This is a genomic window from Mesorhizobium sp. WSM4810 (genome assembly GCF_055811235.1).
This window is the reverse complement of sequence record NZ_JBVVQV010000020.1, coordinates 74,030-92,988: the sequence shown is the minus strand read 5'-3', so window position 1 is coordinate 92,988 and position 18,959 is coordinate 74,030. Positions and strand designations below refer to the sequence as shown.

Annotated in this window: 19 protein-coding genes; 6 read left to right on the top strand and 13 right to left on the bottom strand. The window is 61.1% G+C overall.

Features of this window, described 5'->3' with window-relative positions; genetic code table 11:
- Positions 1-457 precede the first annotated feature (457 nt).
- The 7 genes from AC0L3O_RS24905 to AC0L3O_RS24875 form a co-directional block, all read right to left on the bottom strand.
- Positions 458-2,401, bottom strand: coding sequence for a DUF3604 domain-containing protein (locus AC0L3O_RS24905; RefSeq protein ID WP_473616909.1), 1,944 nt, complete (start codon positions 2,399-2,401; stop codon positions 458-460).
- Between the two features lie 58 nt (positions 2,402-2,459).
- Positions 2,460-3,575 (bottom strand): hypothetical protein, encoded by a 1,116-nt coding sequence (locus AC0L3O_RS24900; protein ID WP_287342596.1) that lies wholly within the window; start codon positions 3,573-3,575, stop codon positions 2,460-2,462.
- 21 nt (positions 3,576-3,596) lie between these two features.
- Complete coding sequence (locus tag AC0L3O_RS24895) at positions 3,597-4,640, bottom strand: HupE/UreJ family protein (RefSeq protein WP_473616888.1); 1,044 nt, start codon at positions 4,638-4,640, stop codon at positions 3,597-3,599.
- Positions 4,637-5,545, bottom strand: a complete 909-nt coding sequence (locus tag AC0L3O_RS24890) for a peptidyl-prolyl cis-trans isomerase (protein WP_287342594.1) — start codon at positions 5,543-5,545, stop codon at positions 4,637-4,639. Before AC0L3O_RS24890 ends, AC0L3O_RS24895 begins: the two co-directional genes overlap by 4 nt.
- Before the next feature lie 219 nt (positions 5,546-5,764).
- The gene (locus tag AC0L3O_RS24885; protein WP_287342592.1) at positions 5,765-7,051 is read right to left on the bottom strand and encodes an alpha/beta hydrolase; all 1,287 of its coding nucleotides are present in this window, start codon (positions 7,049-7,051) and stop codon (positions 5,765-5,767) included.
- Between the two features lie 55 nt (positions 7,052-7,106).
- Positions 7,107-7,919 carry a porin family protein gene (locus AC0L3O_RS24880; protein WP_287342590.1) on the bottom strand — a complete coding sequence of 271 codons (813 nt, stop codon included), beginning with the start codon at positions 7,917-7,919 and terminating at the stop codon, positions 7,107-7,109.
- 322 nt (positions 7,920-8,241) lie between these two features.
- Positions 8,242-8,547 carry a hypothetical protein gene (locus tag AC0L3O_RS24875; protein ID WP_287342588.1) on the bottom strand — a complete coding sequence of 102 codons (306 nt, stop codon included), beginning with the start codon at positions 8,545-8,547 and terminating at the stop codon, positions 8,242-8,244.
- A 365-nt stretch (positions 8,548-8,912) separates the two neighbouring features.
- On the opposite strand from AC0L3O_RS24875, the gene AC0L3O_RS24870 reads away from it, so the two are divergent.
- From AC0L3O_RS24870 to AC0L3O_RS24850, 5 genes are all read left to right on the top strand, one after another.
- Positions 8,913-10,631, top strand: a complete 1,719-nt coding sequence (locus tag AC0L3O_RS24870; RefSeq protein ID WP_128172549.1) for a hypothetical protein — start codon at positions 8,913-8,915, stop codon at positions 10,629-10,631.
- Positions 10,632-11,201: 570 nt separating this feature from the next.
- Positions 11,202-11,426: a hypothetical protein gene (locus tag AC0L3O_RS24865; protein WP_473616886.1), complete on the top strand. Its 225-nt coding sequence runs from the start codon at positions 11,202-11,204 to the stop codon at positions 11,424-11,426.
- Between the two features lie 640 nt (positions 11,427-12,066).
- A complete protein-coding gene (locus tag AC0L3O_RS24860) occupies positions 12,067-12,300 on the top strand; it encodes a hypothetical protein (protein WP_128184257.1) in 234 nt (77 codons plus the stop codon).
- A gap of 118 nt (positions 12,301-12,418) precedes the next feature.
- Positions 12,419-12,628, top strand: coding sequence for a hypothetical protein (locus tag AC0L3O_RS24855; RefSeq protein ID WP_287342587.1), 210 nt, complete (start codon positions 12,419-12,421; stop codon positions 12,626-12,628).
- Between the two features lie 419 nt (positions 12,629-13,047).
- Positions 13,048-14,199, top strand: a complete 1,152-nt coding sequence (locus AC0L3O_RS24850; RefSeq protein WP_473616884.1) for a hypothetical protein — start codon at positions 13,048-13,050, stop codon at positions 14,197-14,199.
- Here the strand turns inward: AC0L3O_RS24850 and AC0L3O_RS24845 are convergent.
- The 6 genes from AC0L3O_RS24845 to AC0L3O_RS24820 all read right to left on the bottom strand — a co-directional run bounded on the left by AC0L3O_RS24845 (position 14,180) and on the right by AC0L3O_RS24820 (position 17,772).
- Positions 14,180-14,740, bottom strand: a complete 561-nt coding sequence (locus AC0L3O_RS24845; protein ID WP_473616883.1) for a hypothetical protein — start codon at positions 14,738-14,740, stop codon at positions 14,180-14,182. The two genes, AC0L3O_RS24850 and AC0L3O_RS24845, sit on opposite strands and share 20 nt — an antisense overlap.
- On the bottom strand, positions 14,716-15,309 hold the full coding sequence (locus AC0L3O_RS24840; RefSeq protein ID WP_051407908.1) for a hypothetical protein: 594 nt from the start codon (positions 15,307-15,309) through the stop codon (positions 14,716-14,718). Before AC0L3O_RS24840 ends, AC0L3O_RS24845 begins: the two co-directional genes overlap by 25 nt.
- Positions 15,306-15,839: a hypothetical protein gene (locus tag AC0L3O_RS24835; RefSeq protein WP_051407909.1), complete on the bottom strand. Its 534-nt coding sequence runs from the start codon at positions 15,837-15,839 to the stop codon at positions 15,306-15,308. The genes AC0L3O_RS24840 and AC0L3O_RS24835 overlap by 4 nt, the downstream gene beginning before the upstream one ends.
- Before the next feature lie 282 nt (positions 15,840-16,121).
- Entirely contained in the window at positions 16,122-16,478 is a 357-nt protein-coding gene (locus tag AC0L3O_RS24830) for a VOC family protein (RefSeq protein ID WP_023801829.1), read from the bottom strand.
- A 29-nt stretch (positions 16,479-16,507) separates the two neighbouring features.
- Positions 16,508-16,906: a hypothetical protein gene (locus AC0L3O_RS24825; RefSeq protein ID WP_023801830.1), complete on the bottom strand. Its 399-nt coding sequence runs from the start codon at positions 16,904-16,906 to the stop codon at positions 16,508-16,510.
- 68 nt (positions 16,907-16,974) lie between these two features.
- Positions 16,975-17,772, bottom strand: a complete 798-nt coding sequence (locus AC0L3O_RS24820) for a helix-turn-helix domain-containing protein (protein WP_128172543.1) — start codon at positions 17,770-17,772, stop codon at positions 16,975-16,977.
- A gap of 317 nt (positions 17,773-18,089) precedes the next feature.
- Between AC0L3O_RS24820 and AC0L3O_RS24815 the strand changes: the two genes are divergently transcribed.
- Positions 18,090-18,776, top strand: a complete 687-nt coding sequence (locus AC0L3O_RS24815) for a TerC family protein (protein ID WP_023801832.1) — start codon at positions 18,090-18,092, stop codon at positions 18,774-18,776.
- Positions 18,777-18,959 lie beyond the last annotated feature (183 nt).

Here is an 18,959-nt window from a genome sequence, read left to right as displayed (position 1 = left end):
GCCTGGGCCCTGCTGGCTCAAATCACCATCGACGAAGTCCGATTCACGCTTTCCGGCTGCCTCCGCCTCGTCGTCGGCGGTCGGTCGTGCCCTGGCCATCGCCCGGCACGCATTGGAGTTGGATCCCCGCAAATGTGTGCGCTCTGCACGCCGAAATGTCCGCTCTATCAGCAAAGAATTCAGGGCGAGAGCCGTCGCGACAACTGGCGGCGAGAGCCTCCAGGGCCAGGCAAGATGTTCGGCGGGACGCGGGATGACGTCGGCCTTCGCGGAGATCACAGCGTCGGTCACGGATGACAATGTCGCAAGATTAACAAGGTCGCCTGGCGCGAAAGCTGCTCTCGAAGCCAAGCCATCATTTGAACCAAAGCCGTGTTTGAGCCTTCTTGTCTTGTCTTGGCAGGCGGCGCACGATCCGCCTGCCCCAACACCAGCCAAGCAAAATCCGGCGTTTCCTTTAGCCAGCCGGATTGTACCAGATCGGCGAGGTGTACGCGCGCTCCTGCATCTCCATCGTCGCTTCCGGCGGCATTTTTACACCGAAATATTTGGCGTCGTAGGCCGTCCAGCGCGGCGTCGGGATTTCCAGCACGCGGCCGTAATAGAACGCCCGCTGGGCCGGATCGAACTCGGGATCAACCCAGACGGCGACCAGTTCCGGCGCGCCTATCGTGTTGGTCCAGGTGGCGTCGGCGACATCGACAGTGCTCCCGACCGAAGGCACCTTGCCGTCAGCGCCCGGCTTGCGGTCGCCCGACCACGCAACGTCATAGACCTTTTCCTGCACTTCGCCCGCAGCATCGAGCCATCCCTTGACGATCTGGTAGCGATCGAGGTTTGCGCCGATCGGATCCTTCAGCGCTGCAACTAGGAAGGTCGGCGCCTTGCCTTCCGGCGCGGCTGTGAGATCGCCGCCCATCGGCACGCCCTTGGTATAGCCGGCCAGCGCCGGACTACGGGTATCGGCATCCGCGGCGACGAAATCGAAGCCGCCAAACAGGCGAACCAGCATCCGCGATCCGGTCGTGGCATAAGTCTCCCGGCGTGCCATCGCGTCGAAGATCGCCTCGCGGGTGTTCTCGGTCGCCCAGACCGCCGCGTAGCCGGAAGCGGTCTGCTCCCAGCCCATAATGGTCGCCTTCTCGGTCTTGACGAACGGGTGTGTGGCGCGGCCCGGCCCCGGCTCGCTGCTGGATGTCTTGCCGAAAAAATTGTCCTCCTCGACAGCGGCAAGCCCGGTATGCGCGTCGGTCGAGCCGACCATGCCGAACTTGTAGGGGTTCACCCCGAGTTCCTGCTCCAGCTTGAGCCCGTTCTTCAGGGCCGAGCGCGCATATTCGAACTCCAGCATATCGGGCGTCTTTACGACGGTCAGGTCGAGATTGCCCTTGTCCCAGCGCTCGAAGTTGGCGAATTCGTCATTTGGCGACAGGAAGGGGTGCGTTTCGCCGTCGCCCTTGATCTGTGTCGCCTCGTAGAGACGCTCCCACTTGGCGCGCGTCTCCGCATATTCGCGGTCTATTGACTTGTCGACGCCCGGCTCGATCATCGGGAACATGCGGCCATTGGAAAGGTTGCCATTATGGGCGATGGCGAGCACGTCGCCGCCGGTTTTCTCCTCATAGGCCGCCATCCACTTCCATAGGTCGCGCGGATTGTCGCTGCCCGGTGCGAGCACGGTGAAAGGCACGATCTGGCGGGCGAGATCGCCATTGTCGCGGAAAATGACGTTGCGATGCAGGTTGTTGCCGCTCGTGTTGGATGTCCACTCGTAGCCAATGAAGCGGCCTGGATCGTTCGCCTCCTCCGCCGCGTCGATAGTCTCCTGCCATGCCGAGCGATAGGGGGCGGAGTCGGGCGAATAAAGCAGCGGCCCGGTGAGCTCCCCTGCACCGAAAGCATTGATGAGCTCGATCGCGGCAGCGGCGCCCTGGCCGGACTGGATCATGTCGTACCACCGTCGTCCCTTGGGGTCCGCCACGATATCAGGCTTGCCGGCCAACAGGTCGTTGAAGAAGCCCATATTGTCGGAATGGTCGGTGACGACCAGGAAATCGAGCGGCCGCGACAGTTTCACCAATTGCCCGGAGGATGCCATCACCTCCTCACCTTTGCCGAAGCGATAGGCATCGCGCGGTCCAAGGCGCGCACCGAAGGCGCCGGCATCGAAGGAGAAGGATGTGTGGGTGTGGGTATCGCCGAACAGCGGCCTCGTCGGGAAGTTGCGCCCGGCCCAGGGAGAATAGGGCCGTTTGGCCGGATAGAGCTGGTCGGCGGTTCCCTTGTCCAAGGAACCGGAATCCAGCAGGGTATCCTGCGCTGCAGCGGGCAGCGCGCCTGTCAGGCTTGCAGCTACAAGAGCGGCGACTGAAACAAACTGCAAAAGTCCGAACGGTCTCATCATAGTCCTCCTCCAACTGTTTGGTGCATGCCAAGCCAATCATTCCCTGGAAAACTGCTCATCGGGGACCACTGGACCGCGTGAACACGGCCTTGGAACTCCCGCCTTCATCAGCGCTTGAAACGTACATAGCGATCGCGAAATGCGATGCGTCGTCCAGGCCAACGCCCGCATTCAGAATTTCACGCAGCCGGGGCACGAAACGAAGCACTTTCCAATCGGACAGGTCATTTGCGACATTCCCGGCAAGCTCGGGGTGATGCGCGAGCAGGCGACCGTAAGCTTCGATGATCGCTGACCGCAGTTCGACTGCCCCGCCCGTCCCCTGTACCGACAATGCTCTCACGATTTCGAGCAGCTCAGCATGACTTCGGCCGGGCTCGACGAAGTATTCTTCCGCGAGCTGGGTCACCCCGTCCGCGCCCGTCATTTCGATGAGTGCAGTGGCGTAGGCACCGAGGTTGACCGTCAGCCCATACTCCGCCGCGGTCCTCAGTTTTCCGCGAACGAAGGCGATGTCTTCCGGGCGGTCCGACATGCCGAGCATGAGGATGTAAAGCCCATGCCATTCGACATGAAACAAGTCGTTGACGATTCGATAAATGTCGTCACGCGCAACTCTTGTTTTGAGATCGCGCAGCGTTGCGTAGGGCGCGCGCGCGACCTCGAGGAAGGCCAGTTCGGCGAGCCTGCGATCTTCGTGCCGGAGGTAAGTGGCGAAGAACACCGCGCGTTCGGCCAGCGTCTTCGAGCTCTTGTCCCATTGCGCCACCTGGCGCATTACACTTTGATACTCGCGCCCCGCCATGCCAAGCGCCCTCCAGGCCCCGCCGGGGCCGTTCTGGACAAGAATAACCTGGAGAGCCGGATACAGCTGGAGGGCGCGGGCCGTCGTCGAATCGAGGAACAGAGGGATGGCGCTGCCGTCGTAGCGTCCCTTGAATGTTTCCAGCACTGCGTAGGAGAAAGGTCTTGCCGGATTCTCGCGCGCGAAGACCGCCGTGCCGCTCCCGACGACCTGGTCGGCATTCGTCACCTTGGGATAGGACATACAGAGCACACAGGCATGCGCCGGCGTCGCGGTCAGTAGGAACGCCGCGGCAATCATGCACATCAGCGATGCCAGTGCTGCGCTTGTCAGCCCGGTTCGCCGATCCCTGCGCGAGGTGTTCATATGCCGCCCTTCCCGACAATCTCAAAAGGTCGCCACACGTTCGATCACCCAGAACATTGCAATCGTGCCGATAGCGTATGGCGGCACGAGATCCAGCCAGGCCGGCAGCGATCGCCTGCGGACCCGGATCAGTGCGACCAGCGCAAGTACGGCTCCGACAAAAACAAGCTGTCCGACTTCCACTCCGAGGTTGAAGAACAGTAGCGCAACGGGAATCTGTCCCGCCGGCAGTCCAATCTCGCTAAGGGCGCCGGCAAAACCGAAGCCATGGAGAAGCCCGAATGCAAATGCTACCAGCCAGGGTGCTCGAGCGGCGAAACTTCTGCGCCCCTGCCGTACGTGGACGATCTCGACTGCGACGAACGCGATCGACAACGCAATCACCGCCTCGACCGGCGGCGAGGGTACGTTAACAAAGCCGAGCGTCGCCAGCGCCAGCGTGATGCTGTGCGCAACGGTAAAGGCGGTGACCGTCTTGACGAGCCGCCACGAGCCCTCGGTGATGATGAGCAGGGCAAGCACGAAAAGCAGATGATCGAAGCCTGACAGGATGTGCTCGACGCCAAGTTTGAAATAAGTGGCGGCCGTAAACCAGCGGCTTGGAGTTGCAGGGATCGTCGCTTCCGGGGCGCCGGGCGTCAGCCGCTCGATCCACACGTCGCCGCTGGCGAACTCGATGCGCACGAGCGCATCGGTCATCGTGTTTTGCAGGCCGTCAATCGATACTACCTGGCCTTCCAACGGCTCGACCGCGCGCATCTGCCAGGTCTGCACCATTGCGTCGCCGGTCGGGCGCGAGACGACCGGCGTGAGGTTCTCGACCTTGCCCGAGAATGCTGCCGACAGCGCCAGACGCGCGTCACCCTGCATCGGTGTCTTGAACAGCACGCTGAACGCGTTCGGCGCTTCTTCCTGAACGCTGAGGTAGGCTGGGCGCACCTCGTGCGCCGAGGCAACCTGCGAGAACAGCATGGCGATGGCCGCTGTCAGCACGACCAGCCGAACGCACTCCGTCGCGGCGCGGGCACCTCGGACGAGTGCAGACCATTTGGTCAGCGGGTTCATTGCGTGGCCACTTTCGGTGCGGGCTCGGGCCCCAATACCGCTTTCGTGGTGTCGTCCAGCTCGACGCCATACTTGTTGCGCAACGCGATCAGATAATCGCGGCTGAGCTCGGTCTGCTTCGCAGAGCGCCACTCAGAAAGGACCGCATCCCTGACCGTCCCGAAGGGCTTCAGGGTGGTCGCTGTACGCTGCGTGACGAGCACCAGATGAAAGCCATAGCCGGATTTCATCGGCCCCTGCCATCGGCCGGCTTCGAGTGCAAACACCGCGCGCGCAAAATCCGCACCGAACATTCCGGACAGTGCCAACTCGTCGGTATCGGCGAAGCTGTCGCCGAACAGCAGCCGGTCGCCCGCGGTCGAACCGTCCTCTGTATTCGCTGACAGCGCACCCAGCGCGGCGGTCGCGTCCGCCGCGGCATCGTTGCGATGCTCCGGGTTGAAGTAGACCTGCCGGAACGAAAGTTTTCCGGGCGTTTCGAAGTGTGCAGGGTTGGCGGCATGGAACTGCCGCAGTTCCGCTTCGGTCGGCTCGGCAAGCTGGGCGGTGTCCTCGACAAGGAATTTCAGCTTTTGCGCCAGGCGGCGGCGGATGATGGTGTCGTCCTGCTCAAGGCCCATCTCCTGCGCTTCGCGCGCCATCACTTTCTCATTTAGCAGATCGTCGACGAGACCCTTGAGCTCATCGGCGGTTGGCTCACGCAGCCATTGGCTCGACCAAGTCTGCTTGAGCCAGCGCACGTCGCCTTCACCGAGCCGGATCGGCTCGGCGGCTGTCGCTTCGGTTTGCCTGTCGTTCAGCCAGGAATAGCCGCCAAACAGGATCGCACCGATGACAGCAAAATGCAGCAGAGGCTCCCTGAGCAATATCATACGTTTTCCTGCGCCCCCTGCCGTCGCATCCATGGTTCGGTCCAGGACGACAGCAACTCGCATCAGAGCCATTCGAGTGTGATACCTCGACGACTACTTCTTTCGCTCTGCATGGATGGTAGGCCCAAAAATCCGGGGCGGAATGTAATTTACGTGGGCAAGCACGTAACAGGGCAACAACAAAGCCGCAGCTGAGCGTGTGAGGAGTCGTGCGCCAACCTCGAAATTACTCCGCGCAAGCCAACCGAGGGCCTACTTCTTGCAACCTTTTGTGGCGGAGCCAACGCATTCCTTGCCGGCACTCGATTTCCGGCTGGCCTGGGACCCCGTCAAGGCGCCGATGTGATTGCCCAAATTTTCTCTGCTGTTTTGATCGACGGCTGCAACAGGTGCCGCAATCACCAACCCTGCTGCGCTGCCCGCCGCTGCCGCCACACCGGTCGTTGCGTGAATGATCGTGTCGCCGAGGCCTATCCTGTTGTCGGTCAACGTCTGGCCGCCGGCCATACGCGCCCCAATCAGTTGCACGACCTGCGGTGACGAGGCGAACTTGCCGTGATGCAAAGGATCGCCGGATTTGACTTTCGTCAGATCGATGACGGTTATGTTGTTGCTGGCGAGATCTTCCTTGTATGGAGCTTGTTCCGGATCAATCGATCCGAGCCGGGGGATATCGCCCCAGACCCGTCGCGAAACTTTGAGCGCGCGATCGTCCTGCGAGACAAAGAGGGTGAACTGCGGGTGCTGTTTGCCCATGTCGGCAATCTGAGTGCGAAAAACATCGACGTCGACGTCTGGCGCGGCCAGCATGACGTTCTTGAACTTCGCCGGAAGGCCGCCATTGCGGATGGCCATCTGGCGCAAGCCTTCCAACGCAAGCCAGTTGCCCATCGAATGGGCGAGGATCGAAACTTCCTTTATCTGGGGATCGCGTGCAAGATATTGGAACAGCAGTTCAAGCGCATTTCGCGTGTAGTTGGTGCTTTCGCGATCGTAGCCATAAGCCAGCGCACTGCCTCGGGAGGGCCATGTGACCAGGATCGGGACGCTCTGCGTGTCCGTGTCCTTCGCGATCTGCGCAAAACGATAGACCGCGTCTTCAAAGCGATTGTTGAATCCGTGAATGAAGACGAGGACGCTGTGATCCGGGCTCTTCCTGACAGAGGCGCTAAGCCACCCCTTCGCTGTCTCGAGCGTCAATTCCTGGGCCTGCACGACGGCAAAATCGGTCGCCGGGTTTGATGGCAGCTTCTTGGGCCATGCGACCTCTCCAACCTTGCGGACCGAAGGCGGAGGGATCGAAACCGTGATTTCCGCGAACGAGGGGGCCAGTCCGCGCTCGCCCGTATACATTTGTGCCGGATTGGAGGAACGACTGCGTGTCGTTGTGACCAGCATCTCCACCTTGCTTGAGGAAGGAGAGGTATCGGCCACGGGCAGCAGCACATTCGTCGGACGGGAGGCGCACCCCCACAGCAGGCCAACCAACGCCGACGCCAACAAAACGTTACTGATCCGCCTGACTTTGGACAGACTCACGAAACAGTTTCCCAAACTCTTCTCCCGTTCGAAGTCATCCCAGGCTCAGATCCAATCAGAACCGAAATCTGGCGCCGATGATTGGTCCCTGCATTGCTATGTCAAACACAAATCCGTCGTCGTCGTAGTCCACGGCAAGGTAGCGATAGCCCGCTTCCAGCGTGACCGAATCACTGTACCGGTATTGAAGCGTGCCCTGCACTTGCCAATCGAGGTCGGCGCCAAGGCCGAAGCCACCGATATCGGCCTCGCCATGGAGTCCGAATCCGTTGCCGAGAGCAACGTCGCCGGCCACGCCAATAATGGGGTCGACCCAGGTCTGGCTGCCGCTGGCCTCTCTTACGGCGAGAGGGCCAGTAACGGTCAGATCCGCATCGAGGTGCCAAAGCCGTCCGCCGGCCAGAACGTCCAAGGTCGCGGTGCCATTGTCGAAGACCCGATAGGAGCCGCCGAAGGTCCACACCACCGTGTTCATGTTCGCTTCGGCCGAAAAAAGAGCCAACGGGCCGGGCGACGTGCCGTCGGCCTCGAGGCCCAGGTAGATGAAGTCGGTGAACAGAGCGTAGCGGCCATTGCGCGCCTCACCGGCAAGCATGACCGGCGGGGGAGACCAATCGATGTGGTCAAAGATCTGGCCGAAATCGACGTCGATATCGACCGGCGACAGGCCCCTGACGCCGACCCTGCCCTTCATGCCTGCCATCCAGAAATAGGGCTCTGCGGTGAAGGTCCAGGCTGGCGCGGCTTCAGCAGGCACGGGTGCGGCCTCAGGAAGCTGCGTCGCAGCGTCAGCAGCGATCGCCGGCACCGCAAACAGCGCTGCCGCTGTTCCAGCCGAAACCAACACGAGAGCTCGGATGATTCCCATATCGAAGTCCCCTCCAGTTCCGTCCTTTACTTCATGTCCGATGCGATCGTCTTGCACCCGCAGTGACAACATATCTCTATTCGTGCCGCTCAGCTAATGGATATCGGTTTCCGATCGTCTTTCATGTCGACAGCGGTGCATTTGTTCGTGCGGTCACGGACGGACAGTGCCGGGCCTACTTCGGGAACAGCAGTCCCGTGCGGAATCGAGCCCCTCGGGTCCGCTATCGGGGCTTACCGTGACGACAAGCAGTGCCGGGAGCACGGCTGCTATAGTTTGGTGGAGGTCGATTGCCAGACAGAAATTCCAAGCCAGCCTCCGCTTAGTTCTGGCGTGGCGGCCAAGGAATGACATGCGGTTTCCGGGCGGCATCCGCGCGCAGCACGGCTCCGACCTCCCCAACCAACCGATCCACCAGTTCCTGCCATTCGGCTCGTCTGGACTCGCGCAATGCCGGCGGCACCTTGTCGATCCTCAAGAGTGCCAGCTCCGCCTCAGCAAGTTCCTCGCACATATCCTGAAAGCCCTCACTTCGGCCCATCAGCCGATGGATCGCCAATTCAAATAGCGGGAACCGACGAACCGCAGTCGAGACCGCTCTTTGTCTATCAGCCGGTTCGTCGTCCATCCTCATGGCGCAAATTCGTGTTCTTCCGAAACCACCCTAGCCTATCGCAGGGAGGCGGCTGAGGAATGTAAGTTACGTGGGCAACAGGGTAATTTCTGGACATCCATACCGAGCTCGGTCGGGCACAAGCCTGTAAATCGCAAATTCAAACCGCGCTGCCGGTGAGGCCGCCTAACTCTTTGATTCGTGTGTCATCCGCCGGCGCATTGCGCAAACCGTTGCCGTCGTCCCAGCGTTATCCGTTCAGACTACTAGTATTGCAAGAACAGGCTCTCGCGGATATAAATTACGCAGCGGGGTAGCCGGCGAAAAATGAAATATAACTGGGAGTAGTACCCCCAGAACGTCAGGTGAGGGAAACCAAGGTGATCCGGGCCGAACCAGCCATAGGGAGGGAACATGGGCTCGCTCCAGAGGATTGTCGTGCCCAGCTTGCCCGGATACTCAACAGCGCGGACTTCGATGCAACCGGTCGCGAGCGCCGCTTCCTCAGCCATGTGGTGGAGGAGACGCTGGCGGGTCGCGGTGATCGGATCAAGGCCTATTCGATCGCAGTCGAAGTGTTCGGCCGTGACATGTCCTTCGACCCGCAGACGGATCCGATTGTCCGCATCGAGGCTGGCCACCTCCGGCGCGGGCTCGAACGATACTACCTGACTGCCGGACACGACGATCCTATTCTCATCACGATCCCGAAAGGCGGTTACGTTCCAACGTTCTCGGTGCGATCGCCCCTCGAGACCATTGAGCCGGCCTTGCCGGTCAACCGAGCAGAGAAAGTCCCGCCCCCTGCTCGATGGATGAAGGCATCATGGCTGACGGTGGCTCTTGCGGCAATCATCGCGGCACTGGCTGTTCTGGCATTGGGATTGGCGAGGAGCGACGTTCGCCCGACTTCGCCTGAGATCCCGCGACTGCTGGTCGAGACGTTTGACGACCTTTCAGGAACGGAAGCCTCCAAGGCCATCGCGAGTGGATTGAGGCAGGAAGTCGTCAGCCAGCTTTCCAAATTCAAGGATATCGTGGTCGTGGAGTCGGCCGCAAAGGGGGAGGATCCATCGATCTCGCCGGCACGATTTGTCCTGGCCGGAAGCGTGAACCTGTCGACCGATGCCTTCCGGCTTCGGGTCCGGCTGCTCAACCGGGCGGACAACTCGGTTCTGTGGGCAGAAAGCTATGATGGCGGGCTGAAAGTGGCGCAGCTTGTGGAAGTCCAGACGGACATCGCGCGTAATGTGTCATCGAGCCTGGCCCAGGCATATGGCGTCATCTTCCAGGCAGACGCCAATCTCCACGTCGTCAATCCGCCCGACGATTGGGCCGCCTACTCTTGCACGCTTTCTTTTTACGCATATCGGGTCGGTGTCGATGCAGAAAGCCGGTCATCGGTACGCGCGTGCCTTGAGAAGGCGGTGGACCGCTTTCCGACCTACGCCACCGCTTGGGGTCTTCTCTCGCTGATCTACATAGATGACTACCGATTCGAGTTTTCAGCCAACCCCGCTGAGTCCGCCGCTGCGCTCGATCGCGCCTTGGCGGCGGCAAGGCGATCTGTGGGGCTTGATCCTGTCAACATCCGGGGACGCCAGGCGGAAATGGTTGCGCTCTATTTCCACAAGGAGATCGATGCCGCATTGAAAGTGGGCAAGCAGACTTTGACCATCAACCCGAACGACACCGAGTTTATGGGCGAATATGGAGAGCGCCTGGCGGTTTCTGGAAATTGGCATGACGGATGCCAGTTGATAGCGGAGGCGCGTCAGAAGAACCCAGGGCCAGGTTACTATGACGTGGATCTGGCCCTTTGCTCGTATTTCAGCGGGGATTATCCTCAGGCAGCTATGTGGATCAACAAATCGCCATTTCCGTCGAATCCGATCTATCATTTGCTTGCCGCTGCCGTTTTCGGTGAGGGAGGCTACAAAATCGCGGCTGATCGCGAGGTCGCATGGCTGAACCAAAATCAACCTGATTTGGTGAAGAACATGCGCCAGGTGGTTTCGGCGCGGTTGGCCCGTCCGCAAGATGTCGAGTTGTTCCTGGGCTCGCTAAGGAAAGCGGGCCTTGGCGTCGCAGACGACTAAGAGGTCAGCGGCGCCCGCCCCTCACCTGCCCTGCGTCGAAGCCGGCATCAAAAACAACGAGATCTGGATGGACGGAAGTGTTCGTTCGAATGATGCTATTGCGTTGTCTTGAGCGCAGATTTTGCTCAGCCAGCACAGCGCCTCCTCTTAAGCCCGCTGGTCTTGGCCCGGCGGCCTGCTGACAGTCCCCCAGTAGAGCTGCCGGGCCACTCGAACTTGCTCAATGGAAGGCGCGGACTTCCAGGATTAGAACCAACAAGCACACCAGAGGCATCATCTTTGGCGAGTTGCTGCATCATTGAGCACTTGCCAATGAAGAACGCAAAAAAGCCCCGCCACTCCATTTGCGAAGCGGCGGGGCCCCCCACTCGCCCCCCATCAATGCCCATGCAATTGCGGTGCCAGACATGTTGACCCATTGCGGCGCACCTTTGATGCCACGACCGCCTGTCGCAGTTGCGAGGGCTGTATCGAGCCGGTCGATGGAGTATCGACTTTTTTGCCGCAAAAGCCTTCCAGCCGGAACGCTTGCTCGTCTGGATGGTTGGTTGGGATGCAGGAGATGCAGGCGTGGCCAAGAAGCTGTCAATCGCGCAAACGTTGCGACGAACCTCCGACCAACTGAAGAGGATCCGCAAACATGTCGCCAATCGCGGTCATGTGGACCAGATGCAAGAGGTCGACGCCCTGGTGGGCCTCGCCAAAGAAGTGGCCGACCGGCAGTTGGCCGGGTTTGAAAGCCAGGCAGATGAAAACGATGGCTCTGTGCAAGACGATGACGATGCAAAGGACTGAGCGTTGTCGACCGGCTCGTGACATTCCGCGATAACGGAATTACTTGATTTGCCAAAATCGGTACTATCCAACGGCGGCGGACCCCCAATCCGCCTGGCCGGCGCCGTCGAGCGTCCTTACCCCACGCCCCCCAAGCGGCGCCGGCCGCTTGGCTGCGCACCCTCGTGTCCGGCCCCGAGGGCATGCTTTTGGGCAACATGCATTGGACCAGGAGACGCGCGGGTTTGACGGGTTTTTTCCGCAACTTGCGGCGATCTGTACACGCGCCACGCAATCGGCAGATTCCCATCGCTCTCGGCGGCCTTTAATACCCGATCTGCGATATCGCAGCGGATAATGGGATCGTCTGTTAGATGATCCATTGAATTCTGTGGATTCTGTTTGAAAAACATCTCCGCCCCCGCGCTTGGCGCTGAGAATGCTCAACGGATACCGCTTTGAACAGTCGTCAAATGACGACCACAGACGGATTTATACGCCATCCCACGACGCACGTTGGCGTAATTGCGTGGAGGCGAGATGCGGATCCTGCCGGTGGTCGGTGCAACAGAAGCTTGCAGCCGGGAACAACCACTCGACGGTTCGCGTTTGTGCAAAGGCCCGCTTCTTTTGCACGGGCAGCGAGCCTCGAAGGTTCGCAATGCCGCACCGGCGTTTCAATCGCACCCGCCTCAGCCCTCACGATCTGGCTATTTGTGAACGCGTGTACGATCAGGTTTGCGCAGATGAACACATCGACCCCTTGAGCCGGGATGCCGAAGCCTTGGCGGTGATGATTGTCGCAATCTTCCGAAACATTACGACCAGTGAGCACGAACTGCTGGAGGAGGTCAGGTCGCTTCGTCGTTCAAAGGGCGCAGAACAGGCGCGCTAGCTTGGCGGCTTTCCGAGACGAATCGTTCTTGTCCCGCTTTGGGACAGCCGGATTGGCATCTTAATTGCCTTTTGAGTCTCGCCAGAGTGTAGCCACAGCGCTTGCGAAGGAGATGGAAATGGGTTTGGCCGAAAACCTGTCTGATGTTGCCCTCACATTCGCTTGTCCGGATTGCTCGCATCCGGCGGTAAGGAAGGGCTCTGCGCTGAAAACGATCGCCCACTTCAAGTGCGACGGGTGCAACGCCAAGGTGCGGATCACTTATCCGCAGAAACTGGCGATCTTCGAAAAGCACAAGCTATTGACTGCGCATGGGGGATGGCGATAACTCAACGCAGTTAAGAGCCAGGTTCGATTTCTACGTGATTCCAAAGGGTTTTGGCGAATTGATGAATTGATTTGGAAGATGACGGGGATCCCCGATCGCCCGGAAACAACTTGGCCGAGCATGGTCGCGCTATGAACGGATTTGACGGACACCGAATGCCGTGATTGAACCGCAGCTGCCATCACCTGCAAGGCGGATCAGGTGAACTTGCGATACCTCCGATCGTATTCAACCCCAGGTGGTTTCAATTTGATCGCAACGGTCTGAAGGCGGACCGTTTGGTGAAACAAAATCCAGGATCGGAGCACGAAGCCGACGCGATGACCACGGCAATTGGGGACATATATCGGCCGCTTGCCTTAACCGCGAGGTTGCTTGTCCAGTGCTGGCCGCAGCTATTGCTTGTCGGCTGCCTGGGTATGATCGCTCGTGGTCTGCTGCTTCAGGGCGCCGTGACGATCGGCCTCCAATTCCCGCTGGGCGGAATGGTCATGCTGTCGCTGGTGGTCCTCGCCAAGCTGACGGTGCTGGTCATGATGTTCGTGGTGCTTCGGCCGCATATGCCGGCGGTGGCGGCACTGAGGCAAAAAGCCAAAAAGGAAGTGGACGAAACAAAGCGCGAGCCGGTCTTGGCGATTACCGCCGCTGCGATCCTGCCGTTCTTCGCCTATTATGCCGCCTGGGGTTTTCTTGGCGATACGGTTCGCGAATATTCGCGCATGGCGCTCGCCCAGGCCGATTTCGGCAAGAGCGTCGACATCTTCGCCATTCTTCAGTCGAGCGGCGTGGCACTGTCGATCGTCATATGCTGGCTGGTGCGTTTTGCCGCCAAGCGACTGAATGCGCGGGCGTCTCACCCCTACTGGCGGTTGCTGATCGTGGCGACGGACGCAACCTGGGTCTTCATCGGCCTCTACGCGCTCGGCGTATGGAAGGACCAGTTCATCCGCTGGCTTGGCGCAGGCGCCGCTCTGCAACAACTCAGCCTCGATTTGCTTGCGCCGGTAAGTCAGGCGGCCGCGGCCGGCCAGTTCGTTCCAGTGGAATTCCGGCCGCTTCCCTTCGGCGAGCAGCTTCAGAATCTATTCTTTTTCGCGTTGCTGCCGATTGTCTGGCTGGTGATGGCGGCGATCATCAACGGCTATGAGCTTTCCGCGCCGGCCGCTCCCGGTCCTGCGCCATCCCGAGCGACCTCCTGGCAGAAGTGGCTGAAGGATTTCGCGTCTCACTTCGTTGACGGTTACCGCAGCCGCTATTCGCCGGTCTGGACTTGCGTCAAGCTGACGCTCAGTGCCGGCCTGGCCACGCTTGTCACCTTCGTCATCGCCTATCAGGCGATCTCGTGGGCCGGCGCCTGGACATGGTATGGCCTGACCAGGCTGATCGGAGCGCACGATCTCGGGACCTGGCAGATCTTCGCCGATGCCATCAGCCTGTTCATCGGCAGCCCTAGCGACCTCGACGGAGGAATCCTGCTCGATCCGGTCCGGGTCGCGCTGCTTGCAGCCGTGCTCGAGACCGCGGTCGCCATGGCTGGCGAAGCGAATGGCGTCAGGTCCGCGGCTCGCTGACGCTGAGATAACTCGGCAGCGCCGAGTAGAGGGCGATCGACAGCCTGAGGCCGCTCGCCGCAGGTGGGATCGAAAAACTGGCAGCCATCCGTGCCGGTTTGCCGGGCTCCGTCGCGGCGAATGCCATGCCGCCGCACAGGGACCGTTGCTCGGCCTCCGGATATTGCTTCCTGACCACCGGATCGGCAAACAGGGTTGGCCGCCATTCGCGACCGCTGCCATCGGAAAGCCGCACCTCGCATGGAACCGAGCCGAGCGCTTTCGGGTCAGCAGCGAGAGCTTCGAATTCGGCAAGCACGACGGCGCTGCCCGCGCTGCCTGCCAGTCTGGTGAAGCGTGTCACGGTCCAGCTGGCGCCGGCATAATCGACCGGCTGTCCCAAGCTCGCAGATAGCGGCTGGCGCAGATGTTGGGAGCGCCAGTCCTTGATGCTTCCCCACGTCTGCACGGCCAGCGCGGCAGGCAGTGCGACCACCAGCGCCATCATGCTCAGCCAGTAGCCTCGCCGCGTTGACGTCACCTTTGCGGGAGAACTGTCCATGGCGGCCTTTCTTCGTTGCGGCGGATGGTGATCGCCGGCTCGATGTCTTTGCCCGAAATGTTCGTGGCGATGCGGATCTCGTCGTCGAGCGGCAGCAATTTTGTGGGTGCGACCACGACGGTGCCGTCGGCGACGGCATCCTCCGGCACTTCGAACACCAGAAGGACCCGGCGTGGCAGCCCGGGCTGGTAGACATCGCCCGGCATCATTTCGATCGTCGCCCACAAGCGGTCGGTCAGGACATAACGGATGCCGCTGCGGCTCAGCCACTCGCCCGATGTGAGTCCCAGGGTCTCGAATTTCGCCTCGGCCTCGCCTTCGACCACAACCCATACGCCGGAACTCGTGTAGGTCTTTGACTTGCCGAAGGTCTCGACGTTGAGAACACGCGCCACCCTGGCGCTGTCAAGCGAAAGCGCGAAGGCGCGGGCCTCCACACGCTTGTTCATCCCGCCCGAAGCGACTATCGGCGATGTAATGTCGCTGTACAGCGGGCGCGTGTGCTGCATGCCGTAGAGCACGGCGGCAGCCAACAGCAGCGCCAGCACCGAACGCAGCATGCGCATCATGGCGCCTTCTCCACCGGCAGGTCGACCGTCGCAACCGGATCACGGTCGAACCACCCGCTTGCGCCGTAGACATTGTCACGCAGCTTGTAGATCTGGCCGGTGACGGTGATCGTCACCTTGTCGGGCACGGGCACACCGGCCGGCCACTCCCAGGCCATGGTCAGGCGTTCCGGCATGTTGGGATTGAAATATCCCGCCAGATACTTGTCACGATCGAGATAACCCGTTGGCATCGGCAGCTTTTGCGCCGGCGCGCTGAGCGTGACGACGCGATGGAGCACGTTGTTGGGGGTGGCGGAACGGTTCACCACATCCATGTCCACCATCACAAGCTGCACGGGCCGCGATGGGGGAACGCCTGTCGGCGGCACGGTTCCGACACGTGCCGTTCGCAAGGTCACAAACCAGCGACCGGCATCGATTTGCTGGCCTGCCTGCACAACCGGCACCTTTGGCGGATGGGCAGCTTCGTAGAGCGTCATTGAAAACGAGATTGCCGATGCGGCCAGCCCGCCCAGGCCTGCAATCAAAAAAGCATACAGCCTTTGCCGTATTGTCGTTCGTGTCGGTTCCGTCATGCGCCGTGCGGTATGCGATGGTCCTCAGGCCAGCCTTATACGATGCGAGATCAATTTGTTACAACAGCAGCGGCAGGCATCTCCAAGGAGTTCAGCGCGGGGACACCTGCCGCGCAATCGGTGGCTCGCCCGGTGTTATCTCCACTCCTGGCGCCAAGAGCCGCATTAAGTCCCGATGGCCCGCGCAAACCATGTGAAGAGGCACCGGACTCGGCTCGGCGCCCCTCACCTTCTTCACTTGTCCGACCACACGGCCAGCTCGTAGCCGTCCGGATCGGAGAAATGGAAGCGGCGGCCGCCCGGGAAGGAATAGGCGGGCTTGACGATCTTTCCGCCGGCCTCCTCGACATGGCGCTGGGTCTCGTCGAGCTTGTCGGCATAAAGGATCACCAGCGGTCCGCCTGCCGCCTTGCCCTGGCCACCCAGAGCGAAGCCGCCGGTCAGGCGGCCGTCGTTGAACTCGCAATAGCTCGGCCCGTAGTCCTTGAAGGACCAGCCGAACGCCTTTCCATAGAAGTCGCGCGAGCGCGCGATGTCGCCGACGGAAAACTCGACATAATCGATGCGCTTGTCGTTGCTGGATTTGGCCATGATCTTCTCCTTTCGCGGTTTTTGGATGCTCAGCGCTCGAGCATTGCCTTCAGGCTGTTGAGGTCGCGCTGCACGGCCTCGGCGTCGGCAGCGAATATCTCCTCCGTCATGTCCGGCGTCCTCAACAGCACGAACATGACCTCCGCGCCGGTCCCGTTAGGAACCACGCGCACCGCATTGCGGGTTTCCTTGTCATCGGCAAAGACGATGTGATCGAGGACGCCGTATTCGTTCGGCCGGGAGAAGCGGATGCGGATGGGCCGGCCGTCGGGGTCCTCCGCGGTCCATTCCTCGCCCGATCTTTCGAAGCGCCTGCCGAGGCCTGCCGCCCAGCGCTGGAAATTCTCAGGGATGGAGGCGAAGTCATAGACTTCGCGCCAGTCCCGGTCGATGGACACGGTGATGATGCGGGATTTGTAGATCGTCATATCTGCCTCCTTTCAACGAAGGCAGACTAGGCCGCGTTGGCGGTGGCGTATTGAACGAAACGGCCAGCTCAGGCGCCGAGCTGCCGCAGAACCGTCGCCGGCGAGAAGCCCGACAGGCGCCGCACCTCGCGCGTCAGATGCGCCTGGTCGGAATAGCCCGCCTCGAACGCCAGACCGGCCAGGCGCGGCTCGGTGGACTGCCGCGCCAGGTTCAGGAACCGCTGGAAGCGGAGGATGCGGTCGAGCGTCTTCGGGCCATAGCCGAAAGCCTCCTGGCAGCGGCGGCGAAGCGTTCGCGGGCTGACGTCGAGCCGGTCGAGGATCACCGCCATGCCCGGACCGGCGGATTCGGTTTTCAGCGCGTTGAAGGCAAATCCCATGTCCGCAGGCGGCGGCTCGACATCCGGCGCAAGCCTGCAGAGTGCCGCTTGCATCGCCCGCATCCGCTCTATCGTCGAGGACGCCTCGCCAATTTTTTCGGCGATTTCGCGCGCAAGCGCTCCCCAGAAGTGGCTGAGCGCCACCCGGCCGCCGACGATTTCCGACATCGGCAGGCCGAGCCATCGGCTTGCCGCACCCGGTCGGAAGCGGGCGCCGATCACCGTAGAGCCAGGTGTCAGAGTAGAGAGGGCAACGGCCACGTCGGGGCCCGCCACGACCAGATCGCCGTCAATCCAGGTGATGTCGACGCAGCCGTCGGGGACCACGGCCGACAGGCTCGCCGCGTCCGGGCGCAATGTATTGGACCAGGCACACTGGAAATGCCCTTCGAGTGCGGCCGCAGGATCGAACTCGCGGTATTCCCCGATTGCCCCGGAAAGGATTGGTGCCCCGGAAAGGACGGGTGTGTTGTCGTCAGACGTCACGAGCCTCTCCTGTGAGGAACACTTTAGGCATCGTACTCTTCGGTCCCCGAAATCTATTGCGCTGGCGGCGCGCTTCAACCCTGTCCTCTGCGCTCCACCCTCGTTTGAGGCCTGCACTGTGAGCGGACGTCTGCGGTGCAATGCGTCCTGACGACCGGGGCGCCGTTCGATTGGCAGCTTTCACCGGCTGCTGGAGATGTCGCCCGCGATAGGCAGTTTGCCGTCTTTATCGCAGTGGAGCCTTGACGCACGGGAACCATACACGTTAGGGCGTCCGGGCACGAACGATTGGCGACCAAGCAAGGAAATTCCAGCTGATGGAAATTTTTACCGCCGCCGGCCTCGCGGCCCTGCTCCAGGTCATTGCCATCGACCTTGTGCTTGCCGGCGACAATGCCATCGTCATCGGCCTTGCTGCGGCGGGCCTGCCGTCGGATCAGCGCAAGAAGGCGATTCTCGTCGGCATTGCGGCGGCCACCGTGCTTCGCATCTTCTTCGCTCTGATCACCCAGTGGCTTCTCACCATCGGCCCCATTCTCCTCATAGCCGGCGGCCTGCTGCTGCTTTGGGTGTGCTGGAAGATGTGGCGCGAGTTGCGTGTCAGCTACGAGCAGGAACATGACGCGACGGAAGCGTTGTCGAATGTCGATTATGACAAAAGCGGGACGATTGGCGGCAAGGGGCCGCGCAAGACCTTCGCTCAGGCAGCCTGGCAGATCGTCATTGCCGACGTTTCGATGTCTCTCGACAACGTCCTTGCAGTCGCCGGCGCGGCGATGGACCATCCGACGGTCCTGATCATCGGCTTGGCGCTGTCGATTGCGCTGATGGGCTTCGCCGCTTCGTTTGTCGCTCGCCTCCTGCATAAGTACCGCTGGATCGCCTATATCGGCCTGGTGATCATTTTCTATGTCGCCGTGAAGATGCTTCTGGATGGTGCTGTGCAGCAGTGGCCCGAACAGTTTGCGTTCCTGGCGCCCTGGTTCGGGCCGGGCGGCCATTGAAACCTGAGCAGTGCCGGTCTTAGCGTGCAGGCCCGCCCGAGGCGCCAAGCCATTCCTCGGTTTGCCTGATTGCGGAACTATGCTATTGCGCCGTGCGAATTGAGCTTCTGCGAAAGTTCAAAAGATCAACATGCATCGAGACTTCCGGGCCGGGCCTAAGGGTTTCCGGCCCGCGTCCATTGG

Bases quoted from the DNA above. Each gene is read 5' to 3' on its own strand.
- AC0L3O_RS24880 (WP_287342590.1), bottom strand. From the start codon at position 7,919: ATGGGAATCATCCGAGCTCTCGTGTTGGTTTCGGCTGGAACAGCGGCA.
- AC0L3O_RS24840 (WP_051407908.1), bottom strand. From the start codon at position 15,309: ATGATGCGCATGCTGCGTTCGGTGCTGGCGCTGCTGTTGGCTGCCGCC.
- AC0L3O_RS24815 (WP_023801832.1), top strand. From the start codon at position 18,090: ATGGAAATTTTTACCGCCGCCGGCCTCGCGGCCCTGCTCCAGGTCATT.
- AC0L3O_RS24850 (WP_473616884.1), top strand. From the start codon at position 13,048: ATGATCGCTCGTGGTCTGCTGCTTCAGGGCGCCGTGACGATCGGCCTC.
- AC0L3O_RS24845 (WP_473616883.1), bottom strand. From the start codon at position 14,740: ATGGACAGTTCTCCCGCAAAGGTGACGTCAACGCGGCGAGGCTACTGG.
- AC0L3O_RS24905 (WP_473616909.1), bottom strand. From the start codon at position 2,401: ATGAGACCGTTCGGACTTTTGCAGTTTGTTTCAGTCGCCGCTCTTGTA.
- AC0L3O_RS24895 (WP_473616888.1), bottom strand. From the start codon at position 4,640: ATGAACCCGCTGACCAAATGGTCTGCACTCGTCCGAGGTGCCCGCGCC.
- AC0L3O_RS24855 (WP_287342587.1), top strand. From the start codon at position 12,419: ATGGGTTTGGCCGAAAACCTGTCTGATGTTGCCCTCACATTCGCTTGT.
- AC0L3O_RS24860 (WP_128184257.1), top strand. From the start codon at position 12,067: ATGCCGCACCGGCGTTTCAATCGCACCCGCCTCAGCCCTCACGATCTG.
- AC0L3O_RS24825 (WP_023801830.1), bottom strand. From the start codon at position 16,906: ATGACGATCTACAAATCCCGCATCATCACCGTGTCCATCGACCGGGAC.
- AC0L3O_RS24900 (WP_287342596.1), bottom strand. From the start codon at position 3,575: ATGAACACCTCGCGCAGGGATCGGCGAACCGGGCTGACAAGCGCAGCA.
- AC0L3O_RS24830 (WP_023801829.1), bottom strand. From the start codon at position 16,478: ATGGCCAAATCCAGCAACGACAAGCGCATCGATTATGTCGAGTTTTCC.
- AC0L3O_RS24875 (WP_287342588.1), bottom strand. From the start codon at position 8,547: ATGGACGACGAACCGGCTGATAGACAAAGAGCGGTCTCGACTGCGGTT.
- AC0L3O_RS24890 (WP_287342594.1), bottom strand. From the start codon at position 5,545: ATGGATGCGACGGCAGGGGGCGCAGGAAAACGTATGATATTGCTCAGG.